Source organism: Pseudomonas simiae (genome assembly GCF_000934565.1).
GTDB classification, from domain to species: Bacteria; Pseudomonadota; Gammaproteobacteria; order Pseudomonadales; family Pseudomonadaceae; genus Aquipseudomonas; species Aquipseudomonas simiae.
The window spans coordinates 114,636-134,399 of sequence record NZ_CP010896.1; the positions used below are offsets into that span (position 1 = coordinate 114,636).

The 19,764-nt window shown below is 55.4% G+C and carries 10 protein-coding genes, 2 tRNA genes and 4 rRNA genes; 10 read left to right on the forward strand and 6 right to left on the reverse strand.

Annotation, left to right across the window (positions count from 1 at the left end; genetic code table 11):
* Positions 1-202: 202 nt before the first annotated feature.
* The gene (locus PF1751_RS00575) at positions 203-1,102 is read right to left on the reverse strand and encodes a LysR family transcriptional regulator (RefSeq protein WP_038452478.1); all 900 of its coding nucleotides are present in this window, start codon (positions 1,100-1,102) and stop codon (positions 203-205) included.
* Between the two features lie 157 nt (positions 1,103-1,259).
* Between PF1751_RS00575 and PF1751_RS00580 the strand changes: the two genes are divergently transcribed.
* The 9 genes from PF1751_RS00580 (at position 1,260) to PF1751_RS00620 (ending at position 11,860) form a co-directional block, all read left to right on the forward strand.
* Positions 1,260-2,441, forward strand: coding sequence for an acyl-CoA dehydrogenase (locus PF1751_RS00580; RefSeq protein ID WP_010207882.1), 1,182 nt, complete (start codon positions 1,260-1,262; stop codon positions 2,439-2,441).
* Between the two features lie 12 nt (positions 2,442-2,453).
* Positions 2,454-3,674 carry a CaiB/BaiF CoA transferase family protein gene (locus PF1751_RS00585; RefSeq protein WP_044286423.1) on the forward strand — a complete coding sequence of 407 codons (1,221 nt, stop codon included), beginning with the start codon at positions 2,454-2,456 and terminating at the stop codon, positions 3,672-3,674.
* A 572-nt stretch (positions 3,675-4,246) separates the two neighbouring features.
* Positions 4,247-5,783, forward strand: a 16S ribosomal RNA gene (locus PF1751_RS00590).
* 122 nt (positions 5,784-5,905) lie between these two features.
* A tRNA-Ile gene (locus PF1751_RS00595) sits at positions 5,906-5,982 on the forward strand.
* A gap of 10 nt (positions 5,983-5,992) precedes the next feature.
* A tRNA-Ala gene (locus PF1751_RS00600) sits at positions 5,993-6,068 on the forward strand.
* Positions 6,069-6,306: 238 nt separating this feature from the next.
* Positions 6,307-9,198, forward strand: a 23S ribosomal RNA gene (locus tag PF1751_RS00605).
* A 156-nt stretch (positions 9,199-9,354) separates the two neighbouring features.
* Positions 9,355-9,470: ribosomal RNA gene (gene rrf, locus PF1751_RS00610) — 5S ribosomal RNA — on the forward strand.
* Positions 9,471-9,579: 109 nt separating this feature from the next.
* A 5S ribosomal RNA gene (gene rrf, locus PF1751_RS00615) occupies positions 9,580-9,695 on the forward strand.
* Together the 16S, 23S and 5S rRNA genes with 2 tRNA genes alongside form the textbook arrangement of a ribosomal RNA operon.
* A gap of 284 nt (positions 9,696-9,979) precedes the next feature.
* Positions 9,980-11,860, forward strand: a complete 1,881-nt coding sequence (locus tag PF1751_RS00620) for a methyl-accepting chemotaxis protein (protein ID WP_010214278.1) — start codon at positions 9,980-9,982, stop codon at positions 11,858-11,860.
* 45 nt (positions 11,861-11,905) lie between these two features.
* Here the strand turns inward: PF1751_RS00620 and PF1751_RS00625 are convergent, their stop codons facing one another.
* From PF1751_RS00625 to PF1751_RS00645, 5 genes are all read right to left on the reverse strand, one after another.
* Positions 11,906-12,364, reverse strand: a complete 459-nt coding sequence (locus PF1751_RS00625) for an SRPBCC family protein (RefSeq protein ID WP_042571271.1) — start codon at positions 12,362-12,364, stop codon at positions 11,906-11,908.
* Positions 12,365-12,382: 18 nt separating this feature from the next.
* Positions 12,383-15,760: an amino acid adenylation domain-containing protein gene (locus tag PF1751_RS00630; RefSeq protein ID WP_042571272.1), complete on the reverse strand. Its 3,378-nt coding sequence runs from the start codon at positions 15,758-15,760 to the stop codon at positions 12,383-12,385.
* On the reverse strand, positions 15,757-16,704 hold the full coding sequence (locus PF1751_RS00635; protein ID WP_042571273.1) for a diiron oxygenase: 948 nt from the start codon (positions 16,702-16,704) through the stop codon (positions 15,757-15,759). Before PF1751_RS00635 ends, PF1751_RS00630 begins: the two co-directional genes overlap by 4 nt.
* A complete protein-coding gene (locus tag PF1751_RS00640) occupies positions 16,701-17,459 on the reverse strand; it encodes a DUF3050 domain-containing protein (RefSeq protein WP_042571274.1) in 759 nt (252 codons plus the stop codon). Before PF1751_RS00640 ends, PF1751_RS00635 begins: the two co-directional genes overlap by 4 nt.
* A gap of 330 nt (positions 17,460-17,789) precedes the next feature.
* A complete protein-coding gene (locus PF1751_RS00645; RefSeq protein WP_010214271.1) occupies positions 17,790-18,500 on the reverse strand; it encodes a GntR family transcriptional regulator in 711 nt (236 codons plus the stop codon).
* A 366-nt stretch (positions 18,501-18,866) separates the two neighbouring features.
* Here PF1751_RS00645 and PF1751_RS00650 point away from each other — a divergent pair, with 366 nt between their 5' ends.
* Positions 18,867-19,760 carry a TauD/TfdA dioxygenase family protein gene (locus PF1751_RS00650; protein WP_021491675.1) on the forward strand — a complete coding sequence of 298 codons (894 nt, stop codon included), beginning with the start codon at positions 18,867-18,869 and terminating at the stop codon, positions 19,758-19,760.
* Positions 19,761-19,764 lie beyond the last annotated feature (4 nt).

The following is a 19,764-nucleotide window of genomic DNA, read 5'->3' on the forward strand; positions in this document are numbered from 1 at the left end:
CTGCAGGCGTTTTTTTAACCTTTTGACATCGTTGGTGTGAATAGTCGGTTATTGGCTTGTATTAGTCGCTGCAAGCCATATGGATCATGGCTTCTAGCCTTATTTTTGCTCGACAGATACAGTCTGTTTAAATGCGACATATTTGTATATCTGTAGGGCTGTAGATTTGCTGACTACAGAGTCAATAATTCAGTGCGGGCCTTTAAATACTATGGTTGTAGCGCTGTGACTGGTCGATTAGCCAGTCCCTGAATGCATGCAATGAGGCTGATTCGACCTTTCTGTCAGGAATCATCAAGTAATAAGCCTTTGAGCTGCTCAACGCCTCGGGGCTTGCAATCACCAGTTGACCTTCCTCCAGTTCGCGTTGGATGAGGAACGGCGGGATCAGCGCGATTCCCATGTCATGCATGGCGGCCTGAGACAACATCGAGAATAGCTCGTAACGCGGTCCTGTCATGTCGCGGGGTATGTTCAGTTGCTGTGCGTTGAACCATTGGCGCCAGGCGTAGGGTCTCGTCGTCTGCTGCAAGAGGGGCAGCTCTGCGATTTCCTGGGGGCTGAATTGTGTGGTGTTAGCCAGCAGTCTTGGGCTGCACACGGGGACAGGGTTTTCTCCCATCAGGCGGTGCGATTCCGTACCCGACCAGTCGGCATCGCCGAAGTAGATAGCGGCGTCGAATTCGGTGTCGGCAAACAGGAAGGGCCGTGTTCGGTTCGTCAGGTTTACTGTGACTTCAGGGTGCTTGCGTTGGAAATCCTTGAGGCGAGGGATCAGCCATTGAGTGCCAAATGTCGGGACCACGGCCAGTTCGATGGTGTTGGCGCCTTGCTGACCCATGACGGAAAGCGTGTCGCGTTCCACTGCGTCCAGTTGCGTGGCAACGCGGCGGCTGTACGAAAGCCCGGCTTCCGTCAGTTTTACCCCGCGCCGTGAGCGCCGAAACAGCTCGACACTCAAAAACTCCTCAAGGCTGGCGATCTGTCGACAGATGGCGCCTTGAGTGATCGAAAGCTCGTGTGCGGCCTTGGTAAAGCTCTCGTGGCGGGCCGCCGCTTCAAAACTGACCAGCGCGGTGGTACTGGGAATTTTTCTGCGCATATACCGTGTCCTCACATGTAAAGCGCATATGCGCGCTTCTCGGCTATTTCGAAGTGAGAAATTAGCACAACCCTATGCGGAAACCTCGTTTGCCCTACACGTCGGTCGGGCCTAGGCTGGTTGCACGACTTCCGTTTCTTTCCGCGAGGACTTATTCATGGCTGGCAAGGCAAGCTTCAACTGGATTGATCCGCTACTGCTGGATCAACAGCTCACCGAAGAAGAGCGCATGGTGCGCGACAGTGCTGAGCAGTTCGCCCAGGACAAGCTGGCCCCGCGTGTGCTTGAAGCCTTCCGCCATGAAAAGACCGACCCCGCTATTTTTCGCGAGATGGGCGAGACCGGTTTGCTCGGTGCGATGATTCCTGAGCAGTACGGCGGCAGCGGCTTGAATTACGTCAGTTACGGGTTGATTGCCCGCGAAGTGGAGCGTGTCGACTCCGGCTATCGCTCGATGATGAGTGTTCAATCGTCCCTGGTCATGGTGCCAATCAACGAATTCGGTACTGAAGCACAGAAACAGAAGTACCTGCCGAAGCTGGCTTCTGGCGAATGGATCGGCTGCTTTGGTCTGACAGAGCCTAACCATGGTTCCGACCCAGGCGCGATGATTACCCGTGCCCGCAAAGTGGAGGGTGGCTACAGCCTCACGGGCGCAAAGATGTGGATCACCAATAGCCCGATCGCGGATGTGTTTGTGGTGTGGGGCAAGGACGATGCCGGCGATATCCGTGGCTTTGTCCTGGAGAAAGGCTGGAAGGGGTTGAGCGCACCGGCGATTCACGGCAAGGTCGGGCTGCGTGCTTCCATCACCGGTGAAATCGTGATGGATAACGTGTTTGTCCCGGAAGAGAACATCTTCCCGGACGTGCGTGGTTTGAAGGGGCCTTTCACCTGCCTTAATTCTGCACGCTACGGCATCTCCTGGGGCGCATTGGGTGCCGCCGAATTCTGCTGGCATACCGCTCGCCAATACACCCTTGATCGTCAGCAATTCGGACGTCCCCTGGCGGCGACCCAGTTGATCCAGAAAAAGCTGGCTGATATGCAGACCGAGATCACCCTGGCCCTGCAGGGCTGCCTGCGCCTGGGGCGTATGAAGGATGAAGGCACGGCGGCGGTTGAGATCACTTCGATCATGAAACGCAACTCCTGCGGTAAATCCCTGGATATCGCGCGTATGGCGCGCGACATGCTCGGCGGCAATGGCATTTCCGATGAGTTCGGGGTGGCGCGTCACCTGGTCAACCTCGAGGTGGTCAACACCTATGAAGGTACTCATGACGTGCATGCCTTGATTCTGGGGCGTGCGCAAACCGGTCTTCAGGCGTTCTATTAATAGGAGCACGGCATGGGCGCGCTTTCGCATCTGCGGGTACTGGACTTATCGCGAGTACTGGCGGGCCCCTGGTCCGGGCAGATCCTTGCGGACCTTGGTGCTGAAGTGATCAAGGTTGAGCGGCCGGGCAGCGGCGACGATACGCGCGCCTGGGGGCCACCCTTCCTTAAGGATGCTTATGGCGAGAACACCAGTGAGGCTGCGTACTATCTGTCTGCCAATCGCAATAAGCAGTCGGTGACCATCGACTTTACGCGGCCGGAGGGGCAGGCGCTGGTGCGTGAGCTCGCGGCCAAGTCGGACATCCTCATTGAAAACTTCAAGGTGGGCGGGCTTGCTGCGTATGGGTTGGATTATGAGTCGCTCAAAGAGATCAACCCCGAGTTAATTTACTGCTCGATCACGGGTTTTGGTCAGACCGGGCCCTATGCGACGCGAGCGGGCTATGACTTCATGATTCAGGGGTTGGGCGGGCTCATGAGCCTGACCGGCCGTCCCGAAGGTGATGATGGGGCTGGGCCGGTTAAGGTGGGTGTGGCGCTGACTGACATTCTTACGGGGCTGTACTCGACGGTGGCGATTCTGGCGGCACTGGCTCATCGGGATCACGATGGTGGTGGGCAACACATCGATATGGCGCTACTGGATGTGCAGGTGGCATGCCTGGCAAACCAGGCGATGAATTATCTGACGACAGGGGCATCGCCAAAGCGGCTGGGCAATGCACATCCGAATATCGTGCCTTATCAGGACTTTCCCACCGCCGATGGTGATTTCATCCTGACGGTAGGCAATGACGGGCAATTTCGTAAGTTTGCCGAAGTGGCTGGTCAGCCACAGTGGGCGGATGATCCGCGCTTCTCTACTAACAAGGTGCGGGTGGCAAATCGGGCGGAGCTGATTCCGCTGATTCGTCAGGCAACGGTGTTCAAGACGACGGCCGAGTGGGTGTCGCAGTTGGAGCGTGTGGGTGTGCCGTGCGGGCCGATTAATGATTTGGCTCAGGTATTTGCCGACCCCCAGGTCAAGGCGCGTGGGTTGGCGATGGCATTGCCTCACGCATTGGCGGGGATGGTGCCTCAGGTCGCCAGTCCGATACGCTTGTCCAAGACGCCCGTGGAGTACCGCAATGCGCCTCCTCTGCTGGGAGAGCATACGGCTCAGGTGCTTCAAGATGTATTGGGGTTGGCGGGCGTGAATGTGGCTGCTCTGAAGGCGGCAGGTGTTATCTGAATCCCTTCCTCTATATAGAAGATGCTGGTGGCCCTGTATTGGTGGTTTTTTAATCAATTCTAAGTAATTGATAGAAAAGCAAAATCAAGGGTTGACGGCAGATTCCAGACGTCTATAATTCGCCCCACTTCCGGCGCAGTCGAAACGGAAAACTCCTTGGTAAACAATGGGTTATGTAGGTTTCGGCAGCAGGTTGCTTCAGTTCATCGAAGCCAAAAGGAAGTTGAAAAAGAGGTGTTGACAGCAGCGTGTAACGCTGTAGAATTCGCCTCCCGCTAACGAGAGATCGAAGGCGCAAGTGGTTGAAGTTGTTGAAGAATTCTTCGAAAGCTTCTGAAAATAATCACTTGACAGCAAATGAGGCTGCTGTAGAATGCGCGCCTCGGTTGAGACGAAAGATCTTAACCAACCGCTCTTTAACAACTGAATCAAGCAATTCGTGTGGGTGCTTGTGGAGTCAGACTGATAGTCAACAAGATTATCAGCATCACAAGTTACTCCGCGAGAAATCAAAGATGTAACCAACGATTGCTGAGCCAAGTTTAGGGTTTCTTAAAAACCCAAAGATGTTTGAACTGAAGAGTTTGATCATGGCTCAGATTGAACGCTGGCGGCAGGCCTAACACATGCAAGTCGAGCGGTAGAGAGAAGCTTGCTTCTCTTGAGAGCGGCGGACGGGTGAGTAATGCCTAGGAATCTGCCTGGTAGTGGGGGATAACGTTCGGAAACGAACGCTAATACCGCATACGTCCTACGGGAGAAAGCAGGGGACCTTCGGGCCTTGCGCTATCAGATGAGCCTAGGTCGGATTAGCTAGTTGGTGAGGTAATGGCTCACCAAGGCGACGATCCGTAACTGGTCTGAGAGGATGATCAGTCACACTGGAACTGAGACACGGTCCAGACTCCTACGGGAGGCAGCAGTGGGGAATATTGGACAATGGGCGAAAGCCTGATCCAGCCATGCCGCGTGTGTGAAGAAGGTCTTCGGATTGTAAAGCACTTTAAGTTGGGAGGAAGGGCAGTTACCTAATACGTGATTGTTTTGACGTTACCGACAGAATAAGCACCGGCTAACTCTGTGCCAGCAGCCGCGGTAATACAGAGGGTGCAAGCGTTAATCGGAATTACTGGGCGTAAAGCGCGCGTAGGTGGTTTGTTAAGTTGGATGTGAAATCCCCGGGCTCAACCTGGGAACTGCATTCAAAACTGACTGACTAGAGTATGGTAGAGGGTGGTGGAATTTCCTGTGTAGCGGTGAAATGCGTAGATATAGGAAGGAACACCAGTGGCGAAGGCGACCACCTGGACTAATACTGACACTGAGGTGCGAAAGCGTGGGGAGCAAACAGGATTAGATACCCTGGTAGTCCACGCCGTAAACGATGTCAACTAGCCGTTGGAAGCCTTGAGCTTTTAGTGGCGCAGCTAACGCATTAAGTTGACCGCCTGGGGAGTACGGCCGCAAGGTTAAAACTCAAATGAATTGACGGGGGCCCGCACAAGCGGTGGAGCATGTGGTTTAATTCGAAGCAACGCGAAGAACCTTACCAGGCCTTGACATCCAATGAACTTTCTAGAGATAGATTGGTGCCTTCGGGAACATTGAGACAGGTGCTGCATGGCTGTCGTCAGCTCGTGTCGTGAGATGTTGGGTTAAGTCCCGTAACGAGCGCAACCCTTGTCCTTAGTTACCAGCACGTAATGGTGGGCACTCTAAGGAGACTGCCGGTGACAAACCGGAGGAAGGTGGGGATGACGTCAAGTCATCATGGCCCTTACGGCCTGGGCTACACACGTGCTACAATGGTCGGTACAGAGGGTTGCCAAGCCGCGAGGTGGAGCTAATCCCATAAAACCGATCGTAGTCCGGATCGCAGTCTGCAACTCGACTGCGTGAAGTCGGAATCGCTAGTAATCGCGAATCAGAATGTCGCGGTGAATACGTTCCCGGGCCTTGTACACACCGCCCGTCACACCATGGGAGTGGGTTGCACCAGAAGTAGCTAGTCTAACCTTCGGGGGGACGGTTACCACGGTGTGATTCATGACTGGGGTGAAGTCGTAACAAGGTAGCCGTAGGGGAACCTGCGGCTGGATCACCTCCTTAATCGACGACATCAGCTGCTCCATAAGTTCCCACACGAATTGCTTGATTCATTGAAGAAGACGATAGAAGCAGCTTTAAGCTCCAAGCTGATAGCTCATAGCTAATCAGTTGCGCTCGAAATTGGGTCTGTAGCTCAGTTGGTTAGAGCGCACCCCTGATAAGGGTGAGGTCGGCAGTTCGAATCTGCCCAGACCCACCAATTTTGTTATGGGGCCATAGCTCAGCTGGGAGAGCGCCTGCCTTGCACGCAGGAGGTCAACGGTTCGATCCCGTTTGGCTCCACCATATAACTGCTTCTGCTGTTAGAGTTTAGAAATGAATATTCCAGTGTGAATATTGATTTCTAGTCTTTGATTAGATCGTTCTTTAAAAATTTGGGTATGTGATAGAAAGATAGACTGAACGTTACTTTCACTGGTAACGGATCAGGCTAAGGTAAAATTTGTGAGTTCTCTTAATTGAGAAATTCGAATTTTCGGCGAATGTTGTCTTCACAGTATAACCAGATTGCTTGGGGTTATATGGTCAAGTGAAGAAGCGCATACGGTGGATGCCTTGGCAGTCAGAGGCGATGAAAGACGTGGTAGCCTGCGAAAAGCTTCGGGGAGTCGGCAAACAGACTTTGATCCGGAGATGTCTGAATGGGGGAACCCAGCCATCATAAGATGGTTATCTTGTACTGAATACATAGGTGCAAGAGGCGAACCAGGGGAACTGAAACATCTAAGTACCCTGAGGAAAAGAAATCAACCGAGATTCCCTTAGTAGTGGCGAGCGAACGGGGACTAGCCCTTAAGTGGCTTTGAGATTAGCGGAACGTTCTGGAAAGTACGGCCATAGTGGGTGATAGCCCTGTACGCGAAAATCTCTTAGTCATGAAATCGAGTAGGACGGAGCACGAGAAACTTTGTCTGAATATGGGGGGACCATCCTCCAAGGCTAAATACTACTGACTGACCGATAGTGAACTAGTACCGTGAGGGAAAGGCGAAAAGAACCCCGGAGAGGGGAGTGAAATAGATCCTGAAACCGTATGCGTACAAGCAGTGGGAGCCTACTTTGTTAGGTGACTGCGTACCTTTTGTATAATGGGTCAGCGACTTATTTTCAGTGGCGAGCTTAACCGAATAGGGGAGGCGTAGCGAAAGCGAGTCTTAATAGGGCGTCTAGTCGCTGGGAATAGACCCGAAACCGGGCGATCTATCCATGGGCAGGTTGAAGGTTGGGTAACACTAACTGGAGGACCGAACCGACTACCGTTGAAAAGTTAGCGGATGACCTGTGGATCGGAGTGAAAGGCTAATCAAGCTCGGAGATAGCTGGTTCTCCTCGAAAGCTATTTAGGTAGCGCCTCATGTATCACTGTAGGGGGTAGAGCACTGTTTCGGCTAGGGGGTCATCCCGACTTACCAAACCGATGCAAACTCCGAATACCTACAAGTGCCGAGCATGGGAGACACACGGCGGGTGCTAACGTCCGTCGTGAAAAGGGAAACAACCCAGACCGTCAGCTAAGGTCCCAAAGTTATGGTTAAGTGGGAAACGATGTGGGAAGGCTTAGACAGCTAGGAGGTTGGCTTAGAAGCAGCCACCCTTTAAAGAAAGCGTAATAGCTCACTAGTCGAGTCGGCCTGCGCGGAAGATGTAACGGGGCTCAAACCATACACCGAAGCTACGGGTATCACGTAAGTGATGCGGTAGAGGAGCGTTCTGTAAGCCTGTGAAGGTGAGTTGAGAAGCTTGCTGGAGGTATCAGAAGTGCGAATGCTGACATGAGTAACGACAATGGGTGTGAAAAACACCCACGCCGAAAGACCAAGGTTTCCTGCGCAACGTTAATCGACGCAGGGTTAGTCGGTCCCTAAGGCGAGGCTGAAAAGCGTAGTCGATGGAAAACAGGTTAATATTCCTGTACTTCTGGTTATTGCGATGGAGGGACGGAGAAGGCTAGGCCAGCTTGGCGTTGGTTGTCCAAGTTTAAGGTGGTAGGCTGAGATCTTAGGTAAATCCGGGATCTTAAGGCCGAGAGCTGATGACGAGCTAACTTTTAGTTAGCGAAGTGGTTGATGCCATGCTTCCAAGAAAAGCTTCTAAGCTTCAGGTAACCAGGAACCGTACCCCAAACCGACACAGGTGGTTGGGTAGAGAATACCAAGGCGCTTGAGAGAACTCGGGTGAAGGAACTAGGCAAAATGGCACCGTAACTTCGGGAGAAGGTGCGCCGGTGAGGGTGAAGGACTTGCTCCGTAAGCTCATGCCGGTCGAAGATACCAGGCCGCTGCGACTGTTTATTAAAAACACAGCACTCTGCAAACACGAAAGTGGACGTATAGGGTGTGACGCCTGCCCGGTGCCGGAAGGTTAATTGATGGGGTTAGCTAACGCGAAGCTCTTGATCGAAGCCCCGGTAAACGGCGGCCGTAACTATAACGGTCCTAAGGTAGCGAAATTCCTTGTCGGGTAAGTTCCGACCTGCACGAATGGCGTAACGATGGCGGCGCTGTCTCCACCCGAGACTCAGTGAAATTGAAATCGCTGTGAAGATGCAGTGTATCCGCGGCTAGACGGAAAGACCCCGTGAACCTTTACTATAGCTTTGCACTGGACTTTGAATTTGCTTGTGTAGGATAGGTGGGAGGCTTTGAAGCGTGGACGCCAGTTCGCGTGGAGCCATCCTTGAAATACCACCCTGGCAACTTTGAGGTTCTAACTCAGGTCCGTTATCCGGATCGAGGACAGTGTATGGTGGGTAGTTTGACTGGGGCGGTCTCCTCCTAAAGAGTAACGGAGGAGTACGAAGGTGCGCTCAGACCGGTCGGAAATCGGTCGTAGAGTATAAAGGCAAAAGCGCGCTTGACTGCGAGACAGACACGTCGAGCAGGTACGAAAGTAGGTCTTAGTGATCCGGTGGTTCTGTATGGAAGGGCCATCGCTCAACGGATAAAAGGTACTCCGGGGATAACAGGCTGATACCGCCCAAGAGTTCATATCGACGGCGGTGTTTGGCACCTCGATGTCGGCTCATCACATCCTGGGGCTGAAGCCGGTCCCAAGGGTATGGCTGTTCGCCATTTAAAGTGGTACGCGAGCTGGGTTTAGAACGTCGTGAGACAGTTCGGTCCCTATCTGCCGTGGACGTTTGAGATTTGAGAGGGGCTGCTCCTAGTACGAGAGGACCGGAGTGGACGAACCTCTGGTGTTCCGGTTGTCACGCCAGTGGCATTGCCGGGTAGCTATGTTCGGAATAGATAACCGCTGAAAGCATCTAAGCGGGAAACTAGCCTCAAGATGAGATCTCACTGGAACCTTGAGTTCCCTGAAGGGCCGTCGAAGACTACGACGTTGATAGGTTGGGTGTGTAAGCGCTGTGAGGCGTTGAGCTAACCAATACTAATTGCCCGTGAGGCTTGACCATATAACACCCAAGCAATTTGACTACTCTAACGAGCATCAGATTGCGGTGTGTGAAGATGATACGAACCGAAAGTTCGATATCTCACAAAACACCGATCTGTCACATACCCAATTTGCTGAAGCGAGGCCACCAGGTCACGACTCAGTACCCGAATTTCTTGACGACCATAGAGCATTGGAACCACCTGATCCCATCCCGAACTCAGCAGTGAAACGATGCATCGCCGATGGTAGTGTGGGGTTTCCCCATGTGAGAGTAGGTCATCGTCAAGATTAAATTCCAGAACCCCTGTTTGCTAACGCAGACAGGGGTTTTGTTTATGTAGAAGTCCATGAATTTCATCGGCACGTTGCTAGCGCAACGGTCCGATACACAGAATTTCTTGACGACCATAGAGCATTGGAACCACCTGATCCCATCCCGAACTCAGCAGTGAAACGATGCATCGCCGATGGTAGTGTGGGGTTTCCCCATGTGAGAGTAGGTCATCGTCAAGATTGAATTCCGAAACCCCTGTCTGCTAACGCAGACAGGGGTTTTGTCGTTTAGGGCCTTAAATCACCACGTTTCGTAACCCCCATCGCCTAGGTGTACCGCTGGTCTGTTTCCCACATAAAAACAGGAAATACCTCACAAATTCCTAAGATTTGCCAAGCGTTGGCCGAAAGCCTGACGAGCCATGCGTGCACCGAAATAGAGCGGCCGGAGAAGCTGCCTATACCGCTACATGGAATGTTCCACTCGGCACGCTCACCCCCCTTTGGCAAAAGAAGTCGATGAAATGAATCTTAAGTTCAGTCATAAAATTCTGTTGGCCGCGTCAGGCGTCGTGGTTTTGGCCTTCGCGTTGTTCACCCTCTATAACGACTACCTGCAACGCAGCACCATCAAGCAGAACCTGGAATCGTCCATCCAGCAATCCGGTGAGCTCACCGCCAGCAGTGTGCAGAACTGGCTCAGTGGGCGAATACTGGTACTCGAAAGCCTCACGCAAAACGTAGCCCACCAGGGCAGTGGTGCTGACCTTCCAGGTCTGGTCGATCAACCGGCATTCACCTCGAACTTCCAGTTCACCTACGTTGGCCAAACCAACGGCGTTTTCACTCAGCGTCCGGACGCAAAAATGCCCGATGGTTATGACCCTCGTCAGCGTCCCTGGTACAAGCAGGCAGTAGCCGCGGACAAACCCATGCTTACCCCGCCCTACATGGCCGCAGTAGGCGGGCAGATCGTGACCATCGCCATGCCGGTGAAGAAGAATGGTGAATTGCTCGGTGTAGTCGGTGGCGACCTGAGCCTGCAGACCCTGGTGAAGATTATCAATTCGGTGGACTTCGGCGGTATCGGCCATGCGTTCCTGGTCAGTAGCGACGGGCAAGTCATCGTCAGTCCTGAACAGGACCAGGTGATGAAGAACCTCAAGGACATCTACCCTGGCACCCAGGTGCGTATCGAGAAGGTCAGCCAGGATGTCGTCCTCAACGGTCAGGACCGCATCCTGTCCTTTACCCCTATCAGTGGCTTACCCGGCGCAGATTGGTATATCGGTCTGTCGATTGATAAAGACAAAGCCTACGCACCGCTGGGCAAGTTCCGTACTTCCGCCTTGATTGCCATGTTGATCGCCGTAGTCGCGATTGCGGTGCTCCTGAGCCTGTTGATTCAGGTCTTGCTGCGACCCCTCACCACCATGGGCGTGGCGATGCAGGACATTGCCCAAGGCGAAGGTGACCTAACCCGCCGCCTCGTTGTGACCAGCAAGGACGAGTTCGGCGAAGTCGGTAGCGCGTTCAATCAGTTTGTAGAACGTATCCACGCCTCGATTTCGGAGGTGTCTTCGGCAACCCGACAGGTGCACGATCTCTCCCAGCGTGTAATGGCCTCGTCCAATGCCTCTATCATCGGTTCCGATGAGCAAAGCGCGCGTACCAACAGCGTGGCAGCAGCGATCAACGAACTGGGCGCTGCTACCCAGGAAATCGCACGTAACGCCGCCGATGCTTCACAGCACGCCAGCGGCGCCAGTGAACAAGCCGACGATGGGCGCAAGGTGGTGGAGCAAACCATCCTTGCAATGTCGGAACTGTCGCAGAAGATCAGCCTGTCCTGCACTCAGATCGAGACCCTCAACGCCAGCACCGACAACATCGGCCACATTCTCGATGTGATCAAAGGCATCTCCCAGCAAACCAATCTGCTGGCACTCAACGCCGCCATCGAAGCGGCACGTGCTGGTGAGGCCGGTCGAGGCTTTGCAGTGGTCGCCGATGAGGTGCGTAACCTGGCTCACCGCACTCAGGAGTCGGCCGAAGAGATCCACAAAATGATCACGTCTCTGCAAGTGGGCTCGCGTGAAGCGGTGACCACCATGAACGCCAGCCAAACCTCCAGCGAAGAAAGTGTTGAGGTCGCGAACCAGGCTGGTGAGCGCTTGGTCAGCGTAACGCAGCGGATTGTCGAAATCGACGGCATGAACCAGTCCGTCGCCGCAGCCACGGAAGAACAGACGGCGGTGGTGGAAACGCTCAACGTCGACATCAATCAGATCAACCTGCTGAACCAGCAAGGCGTGGCCAATCTCAACGAAACCCTGAAGGATTGCGACGCGCTGTCGCAGCAGGCCAATCGATTGAAACAACTGGTCGATAGTTTCAAGATCTGACCCGCTGATTGATCGGGCAGGAGCGAGCCCTCTCGCCCCTGCCGCTTAGCCGACTATCCGACGAACATTTTCCAAGGCGCTATCGGCGAAGCTCTGCACAAATTGTTCAAATCCTGTGTTTGCACGGTCGATGGGCTCGGCAATGATCGTCCATGTTGCTTTGGAACAGTCTGCGCCAAGGGCCTCCACACGGATCGCCGCCCACAGCCTGGCTACACCGAGGGTGTTGTAGATTGTGGTCCAGGTCATGTGCATGGCCTGTTCGTCGCGGCTATTGAGTTGCTCCACCACACAATTACCATCGCGGAAGAATTTTGTTCGCAAGGCGCCCACGCCTGTGCCCGTCATTTCGATATGTGTCAGGTCAGGAATGAACGCATCGAAGCCTGCGAATTGCCCCACTATGTCCCACAGGCGAGTGGCATGGCAGTCGACCAAAACAGACGCAACTATCGGCCGGCCATTCGGGTTGCAAATCAATGTATCGGGTTGCAGCGGTTTCATAAGGTTATCCTGAGGCATTCAAAGAAAGCCGGTGGCCTTGAGGTAGTCGCAGCCTTTACTCAACAGCGCCGGGTCCTTTTCGGGGTACTGTGCGCCCATTTGCTGGACAGCCTGTCGCGCGTTGTCGTAGCGAATCATCGAGGTGTCGCCGATGTCTTCGTCGAGACGGCCGAGATAAAAACCCAGTACGCCAAACAGTGCATTGTCATGGCTGATCGTGTGTAGCGACTGTTGCCACTGCTCAACGCTGACCCGCTTGAAAAGGTGACCCGCCTGGCTGAAGCCATCCAAGTAGTGGGCCCAGCTCAACGGCTGCGGATTGTGCAGGTTGAACACACTGCTACCGGCTTGAAAGCGGGTGCAGTGGAACGCGATGAAGCGCGCCAGGAAGTCCACCGGCATCAGGTCGAAGTTCAACGCCAACTTCGGGAGCAGGCCCATTTGCAGTGACCCCTTGAGCATCAGCATCAGACGATTCTTTTGCGGCTGGCAAACGCCCGTGAGGCTGTTGAAACTGATGTTGCCGGGTCGATGGATATTCACCCAGGCCCCACGTTCCACCGCACGCGCCAGTTGCCGTTCGGCGACCCACTTGGACAAGTTGTAGCCATTCTTGATGTACAGCGGCAGCGTGGCCGCGGCGGGCGCTTCTAGGACATAGCCTTGAGTATCGACACTGCTCGACGCGGAGAGCGTCGAGACAAAATTGAGGACCTTCTTGCAGTGCGTCTCACACAGGCGTAGGCATTCGAGTACGGGGTCAACGTTGTCCCTGGTCAGCGACGCATAGTCCAATACATGGTTGACCCTGGCGGCGTTATGTACCAGCACACCGAACTCTTTGGCGAGGGTCTCATAGGCATTGCTGGTCAAACCCAGGCGAGGCAGGCTGACATCTGCGGCGAATACCTGCACCCGGCTCAGGTCCAGATGCTCCAGGCGATACTCGCGCAGCGCTTGGGTAAATCGCGCCATCGCCGACTGCCCCGGCTTCTCGCGCACCAGGCATGCTACTGCTGTAGCACCCTTGGCCAGCAGTGCCTCGACAATATGGACCCCTACAAAGCTGTTGGCCCCTGTAACGATCACTTTGTGCGGATCGCCCACGCAGTTTTCGGGGAGTGTGTTGTATATCCGCTCCCGATGCGCATCACGAACCGCTTGGCTGGCGGATGTATCGGGTCGTTCTCCTTGTTCCACCAATGTTGCGAGCGTACGAATCGTCGGCGCCTCGATGAAGTGGTTCAGCGAAAAACTACGGCCGAATTGTTCGCGAAAACGCAGCAAGAGGGTCGACAGCAAAATCGAATGGCCGCCGAGGTCGAAGAAGCTTTCATCGATAGACAACTCACCCGTGGGCAACGCCAGCAGTTCGATCCACAAGTGGGTCAATTGAGTCTGAAGCGGGGTTTGTGCCGCGCTGCAGGCTGTCGGCAACGTGGGCTGGATCGGCACTGCCAGCAACGCCGCACGGTCGATTTTGCCGTTGCTGGAACACGGTATGCGTGGCAGCTCATCCCAGACGCCGGGCTGCATGTAGTCCGGTAGCCACTGCCGCGCATGGTGTTGCAGCGCCGTCATGCTTGCTCCCGGTTCGGGTTGCGCGACAAAGCCACGGATCCTGCGATCACGGTCGATCACCACTGCCACCTGTCGATACAGCCGACTGCTGCGCAGGCACTGCTCAATCTCCAGGGGCTCTACCCGAAAACCACGGATCTTCACCTGATCATCTCGCCGTCCTCCCAACACGATCCCGTCGGCAGTCCACTGCGCCAGGTCGCCAGTGCGATAGGCCCGCAGCGGCAAGTCGCCTGGCACTGCCAGCTCCACGAAAGAACTGGAAGCCTGTGATAGTGCGTTCACGTACCCCAGGCTCACTCCTGGGCCGACGATATACACCTCACCCATCACCTCTTCATCCACCGGTTGCAGGTGTTCATCGAGGATTAGCACCTGGCTGTTGGCGATGGGACGGCCGACGTTGCGATTGCTGTCATTGGGGCGCAGCATCCGATGGGTGCCCAACACCGTGGCCTCCGTCGGTCCATAGAGGTTATGGAACTGGCACTGCGTTGAAAGGCGTTCGATCACATGGGGTTCGCACACATCTCCACCGGTCAGCAGATGCGTGAGGCCCAGCGGTTGATCGAGCGGCAGGATACTCAGCAGCGCAGGCGGAAGAAAGGCATGGGTGATGCGTTGCCGGTGAAGCAGGTCCAGCAGCTGTTGAGGGTCTTGTCGTTGCTCTGTGCTGGGGACGATCAACTGAGCACCCGCTACCAAGGCGGGGAAAATATCGATCAGCGATGAGTCGAAGCTCAATGGCGAGAACTGCAAGACGCGGCTCTGTTCATCCAGGTTTACACAGGACCTGAACCAGGCCGTGAAATGCGCCAGGTTGGCTTGGCTGAGCAACACGCCTTTGGGTTGCCCGGTGGTGCCCGAGGTAAAGAGCATCAGGCAGGGCGCATCGGCATGACGGTGGAGGCGCGCCAACGGCTGTGTGAGGTCGACGTCGTGTAGAGCGTGGCCGCTGACATCCAGTGAGCTGAAACACGCTCTTAATGGATGCTGACCGGCATCCAGCAATACCTGGGCTCCTGCGCTTTCGAGCATGGCCCGATGGCAGTGAGGCGGGTGGTCCGGATCCAACGGTAGGTACACCGCTCCACTGCCCAGCACGGCAAGGATACTGGCGTACAAGCCGATTGTTTTTTCCAGGCAGATCCCGACGACTGCGGGCGTTTGCCCCGTTACCAACAAGGGGTGCAAGCGCTGCTGGATTGCCAATGCTTGAGCATGCAGCTGACGATAGGTCACTTCGCTGGCACCGATATGCAATGCGGGCCGGTCGGCAAATGTATGAAAGCTTGCCTGCAACCGATTGATCAGTGGCACTCGGGCTGCCTCTATCACGTCAGGGTCGGCGGAGCGGTTGAATCGGTGGGTGAATGCCAGCGCCTCAAGCGCATCCAGGCAGTGTTCGGGCCAGCCATTGGCGACCGCATTCAATTCGAAGTATCCAGGGTCTCGCGAGAAGCCGCTGATGTGCAGCGCGGTCCATTCCACCAATTCGCGGATGACTCGCCGGCGCAGTCGTTGACCGTTACCGCTGAGCTCGTCGGCGATGTCCAGTACGGCCAACAGCTTTCGGTCTGGCCTATAGGCGCGCAGTTGCAGCGCGGGCAACCCGTAGTCGGTGATGGGGCCGACGCCCAGGCGCAGGCTCAATGTTGGAATCGGGCGTGCGTTGCCCTGCACCGACTGATCGCCGTCATCGATGCACAGGTCGACGCCCTCGTTGCCCGAGATATGCCCATACTGTTCCAGTTCTTGCCTGACCGCCTCCAAGGCGCTGCTGGCGCTGGAAAACCCAATGCTCAGCCGCCTCATGTCACCCTCCCGGACACTGGCAGGTAATCGTTCAACGCATGCGCCACGCTCGGCGTTTGCAGCAAACCGCTGTGTTGCAGAAAGCCAAGGATATTGCCCATCAATGGATGTTGGCGGGTGATAGGGAAGGCCTGTGCCGCCACTTCAGCGCGTAACGCACCGCGTAGGCTGGCGCTGATGTCGAGGTGTTCGATCAAGTTCAAGTCGAAGTTTTTTTGCAGGTCGTTCGTCAGGTACTGAGCCAGGAAAACCGGCAGCACCTTGGCGATTTCATTGCGGTCCCCCTCGCTCGCGGTTTGCCAATACAGGCGTACGAGCCGTATCCAGAACTGGGCGTGGCGGCCCTCATCAAACAGGTGGTCGGCCATCAAGCCACGGATGGAAGCTTTCACGCTGGTGTCCTTGGAGAATGCCGCCACATCCTGGGTCACGGTGTTTTCAGCGATTGCCACGCCAATCAGTGCGACAGCATCGCGTAGATGAGCGGGCGCCAACGCCTGTGCCGTGGGCAGCGCACGGCTCAGCTCTATTTCTGTGGGCAGTTCCAGCGGTTGTATGCCGGTCATGGCCACGGTTTGCTGCAGGAAATCCAGCGCAACCAGTGCGTGGTAATCCTCGTCCACGACGACGGTCATCGCATCCACGCGGCAGGTCAGCGGGAAGGGCACAGCGAAGCGATTTTTGGCGATGCTGCGTGCAGTCTTGTCGACGATCTCGGTCTCGAATATCACCACGTCGTTGATGAACTTGTAAAAGCTCTGCACCAGTACAAAGTCGCGCCACTGAGGGCAGTGCTCAAGAAATGCCGCGCAGAGCACCAGGGGCTGACGGCACAGCGGGTAGATCAGTTTGTCATCGCTCTCCAGCAAGCGCCGAGGCCGTGTGCGGATGGTTGCGCGGCGCTCCCAGTCATCGGCGATGGCTTGGTAGTCGCCGGCGTTCATGGGTGCACCTCTTGCAGCGAGGCCCGAAGCTCATCCCAGAACGCGACACGGCTTTGCATCGCAGCGAGTGCGGCGTCGTGGGCCTGTTGCGGATACGTAGGGTCTGCGCTGACCAGGCGATTGAGTAACTGCTCCGCCGCTGGCCCGTGTTCCTTGGCGTCCAATTCGATGTGGCGCTTGAGGTAAGCGCACAAGGTAGGCGCTTGGCGATGAATGAACTCATCAGATTGCAGGATGCGTTCGAACATCCCCGGGATGACATGCTCGCGACCGTACAGGAATGTGGCCGCCACACAATGGGTAGGCGCATTCAATGCAAGGTGCAAGGTGGCGTTGACGAAGCGGCTCACGCCGGGAGGAGCCTCGACCTGGTGCAAGGCTGCCGTGGCTCCCAGGCCTTGGCGTAGCAGCGCAACAAAGTGGCTGATTGCCGAGGTGCTGGCGCCCACTTCCGCCATGGCTTCCAAATACAGTTCGAAATGGCTGCAATAGCCTTGCACGGGGTGTTCGTCTGACTCCTCACCCAGAATGATCTCATTGATCAGCCGCGCTGCCTGCGGGTCTGCAGCGGGTAGCCAGGGCAAGCGAGTGCAGGTCAGGTCCTGTTGCAGGCGCTTGGCGAGGGTCATGAAGTCCCAGACTGCAAACACATGACTTTCCATAAAAAGTTGTAACTTGCGCAGGGAAGTTATTTCTAAAAATAACGAATGGCTGCATAACTGCAGTTTTGCTGTTTCAAGTAAAGGTTGATGCATGGTTGATGCCTATAAGTTGTTGCGGCTGCTGTTGGGAAACAGCGATGAGTTTGTAATGGTCAGGGCGCGCGCAGGCATAAGCCGACTACCGGCGCGCAGAAATGCTCGACGATAGGCGCTGCAACGCCGAGCGGAGTGGTTTAGTAATAAAAGATGATAAGCGTATTAAATAGGTTGGCGCGCATACAAATATAATAGAAGTTTTTCTAAATAATATATGTTGTAAGTTGGTTGCTTGGGGCGTAGTGGGAAGTTTCTTTAGCGGGAGGCACTACACTGAGTGAGTGGCCCCCGTAATATTGGAAGGACGGGACAGGAGAACGCAATACTTTATGGCGTAACTTTCTTGCCGTGGGCGTCCAAGCCATTCAGGTACGCCGTGATCACCTCCATGCCTCGCATCAAGTGATTGCGCAGCGTCAAGATGCTTTCCTGGGTTTTCTTCTGCGCTACCAAGTTCAACAGTTCGCGGTGGTCCTCCTGGGACGTTTCGCCCAGCCCCATGGCCTCAAGGTTGTAACGCAGGAATCGCTCTTCCTCGTTCAAACCGTGCTCCACCAGTTTAAGCAGCCGCTGGTTGGGGGCCTTGCCATAAAGCGCCATGTGGAACAGGCGATTGAGGCGTCCAATCTCGGTGTAGTCTTTTTCCTGTTCGAGGGCACAAATAAACGCCTCGGCTTCCTCGATATCGGCTTCGGTGAGCAAGGGAATCGACAGGCGCAGCGCTTCAGACTCCAGCAACATCCGCAGTTCATAGGTCTCGGCTGAATTGTCTTCGATCAACGGTGCAACCACGGCGCCCTTGTGGGTCACCACATGCAGCAGTGACTGGGCCTCCAGTTGGCGCAAGGCTTCACGCACCGGCATGCGACTGACCCCGAACAGGCTGGCCAACTCCTGTTGGCGCATGGCAGTACCGCAGGGCAACCGACCATCCAGGATGGCGTTGCGCAAGGTTTCTTCAATCACGGAGCGAGCGAGATGGGCGGGAATAGGTCCGCTGATCTTGATGCTGTTCAAAGGGGTCGGCTTCTGCGTCACGGTTACGCTATCCTCCTTATTAGAATGGGCGTGGCTAATTGGATCCAATGCACACTAGAGACTGCCCGTAAGCTTGTCAAACGGGCACAGTTTCGGCTTGTAAGCGTTTCAACATAGGGCTCCCAGCGCCCACAGCCAGCATTTATGGCGCCTTACACAGGCAGGTTCATCAAACCTGCTTCAAGCGCCGACAATGCAGCATCAGGTGTTATGGACTGAACACTTTACCGCTGTGGTTTATTGCCCTGGGCCAAGTGGCTTGGGGTTGAGCCGACACATTCCCGCATATCGTTATTCATTAACGGTATTTAAATAGCCGTTCTTATATCTATAAAGTCAATCTCCTGTCTGACCGGGAGTGACCTCATGTCCGCCACCTCTACTGTTCCAACAGCGACCGCTACCGTCCAATCCTTCGAGATTCGTCCACTGCCCGGCAGCGTCGGCGCCGAGATCATTGGCCTGGACTTGTCGCGACCGGTCAACGACGAGGATTTTTCGCGCATTCACCGCGCGCACTTGGACCATCATGTCGTGGTGTTCCGTGACCAGCGCATCACCCCCGAGCAGCAGATCGCCTTCAGCCGTCGTTTCGGCGTGCTGCAGATCCATGTGCTCAAACAGTTCCTGCTGGCCAACCACCCGGAAATTCTGATCGTCTCCAACATCATTGAAAACGGTCAGTCCATCGGTCTGGGAGACGCGGGCAAATTCTGGCATTCGGACCTGTCCTATAAGGAACTGCCGAGCCTGGGTTCGATGCTGCACGCCCAGGAACTGCCCTCCGAAGGTGGCGACACCTTGTTCGCCGACATGCACAAAGCCTGGGACCAATTGCCCGAACACCTGCGCACGGCCGTTGAAGGCCGCAGTGCCGCGCATTCCTACACCGCGCGCTACAGCGAGACCAAATTCGAAGGCAACTGGCGCCCCACACTGACCCCAGAGCAGCTTGCCCAGGTTGCGGAAGTCGTGCACCCCATCGTGCGTACCCATCCGGAAAACGGCCGCAAAGCGCTGTTCGTGAGCGAAGGCTTCACCACTCGAATCGTCGGGCTGCCCGAAGACGAAAGCCGCGACGTGCTGGCCCAACTCTACGCCCACAGCGTGTTGCCGCAAAACATCTACCGCCATCAATGGCAGCCCCACGACTTGGTGTTCTGGGATAACCGCTCGCTGATTCACCTCGCTGCCGGTTGCCCAAGCCATCTACGCCGCAAGCTGTTTCGTACCACCATTCAGGGCGACGCGCCTTTCTGATTCG

What these genes read in the sequence shown, in the direction of transcription:
- PF1751_RS00650 (WP_021491675.1), top strand. Translation starts at nt 18,867, where the DNA reads ATGTCCGCCACCTCTACTGTTCCAACAGCGACCGCTACCGTCCAATCC.
- PF1751_RS00630 (WP_042571272.1), bottom strand. Translation starts at nt 15,760, where the DNA reads ATGAGGCGGCTGAGCATTGGGTTTTCCAGCGCCAGCAGCGCCTTGGAG.
- PF1751_RS00620 (WP_010214278.1), top strand. Translation starts at nt 9,980, where the DNA reads ATGAATCTTAAGTTCAGTCATAAAATTCTGTTGGCCGCGTCAGGCGTC.
- PF1751_RS00580 (WP_010207882.1), top strand. Translation starts at nt 1,260, where the DNA reads ATGGCTGGCAAGGCAAGCTTCAACTGGATTGATCCGCTACTGCTGGAT.
- PF1751_RS00640 (WP_042571274.1), bottom strand. Translation starts at nt 17,459, where the DNA reads ATGCATCAACCTTTACTTGAAACAGCAAAACTGCAGTTATGCAGCCAT.
- PF1751_RS00635 (WP_042571273.1), bottom strand. Translation starts at nt 16,704, where the DNA reads ATGAACGCCGGCGACTACCAAGCCATCGCCGATGACTGGGAGCGCCGC.
- PF1751_RS00625 (WP_042571271.1), bottom strand. Translation starts at nt 12,364, where the DNA reads ATGAAACCGCTGCAACCCGATACATTGATTTGCAACCCGAATGGCCGG.
- PF1751_RS00585 (WP_044286423.1), top strand. Translation starts at nt 2,454, where the DNA reads ATGGGCGCGCTTTCGCATCTGCGGGTACTGGACTTATCGCGAGTACTG.
- PF1751_RS00575 (WP_038452478.1), bottom strand. Translation starts at nt 1,102, where the DNA reads ATGCGCAGAAAAATTCCCAGTACCACCGCGCTGGTCAGTTTTGAAGCG.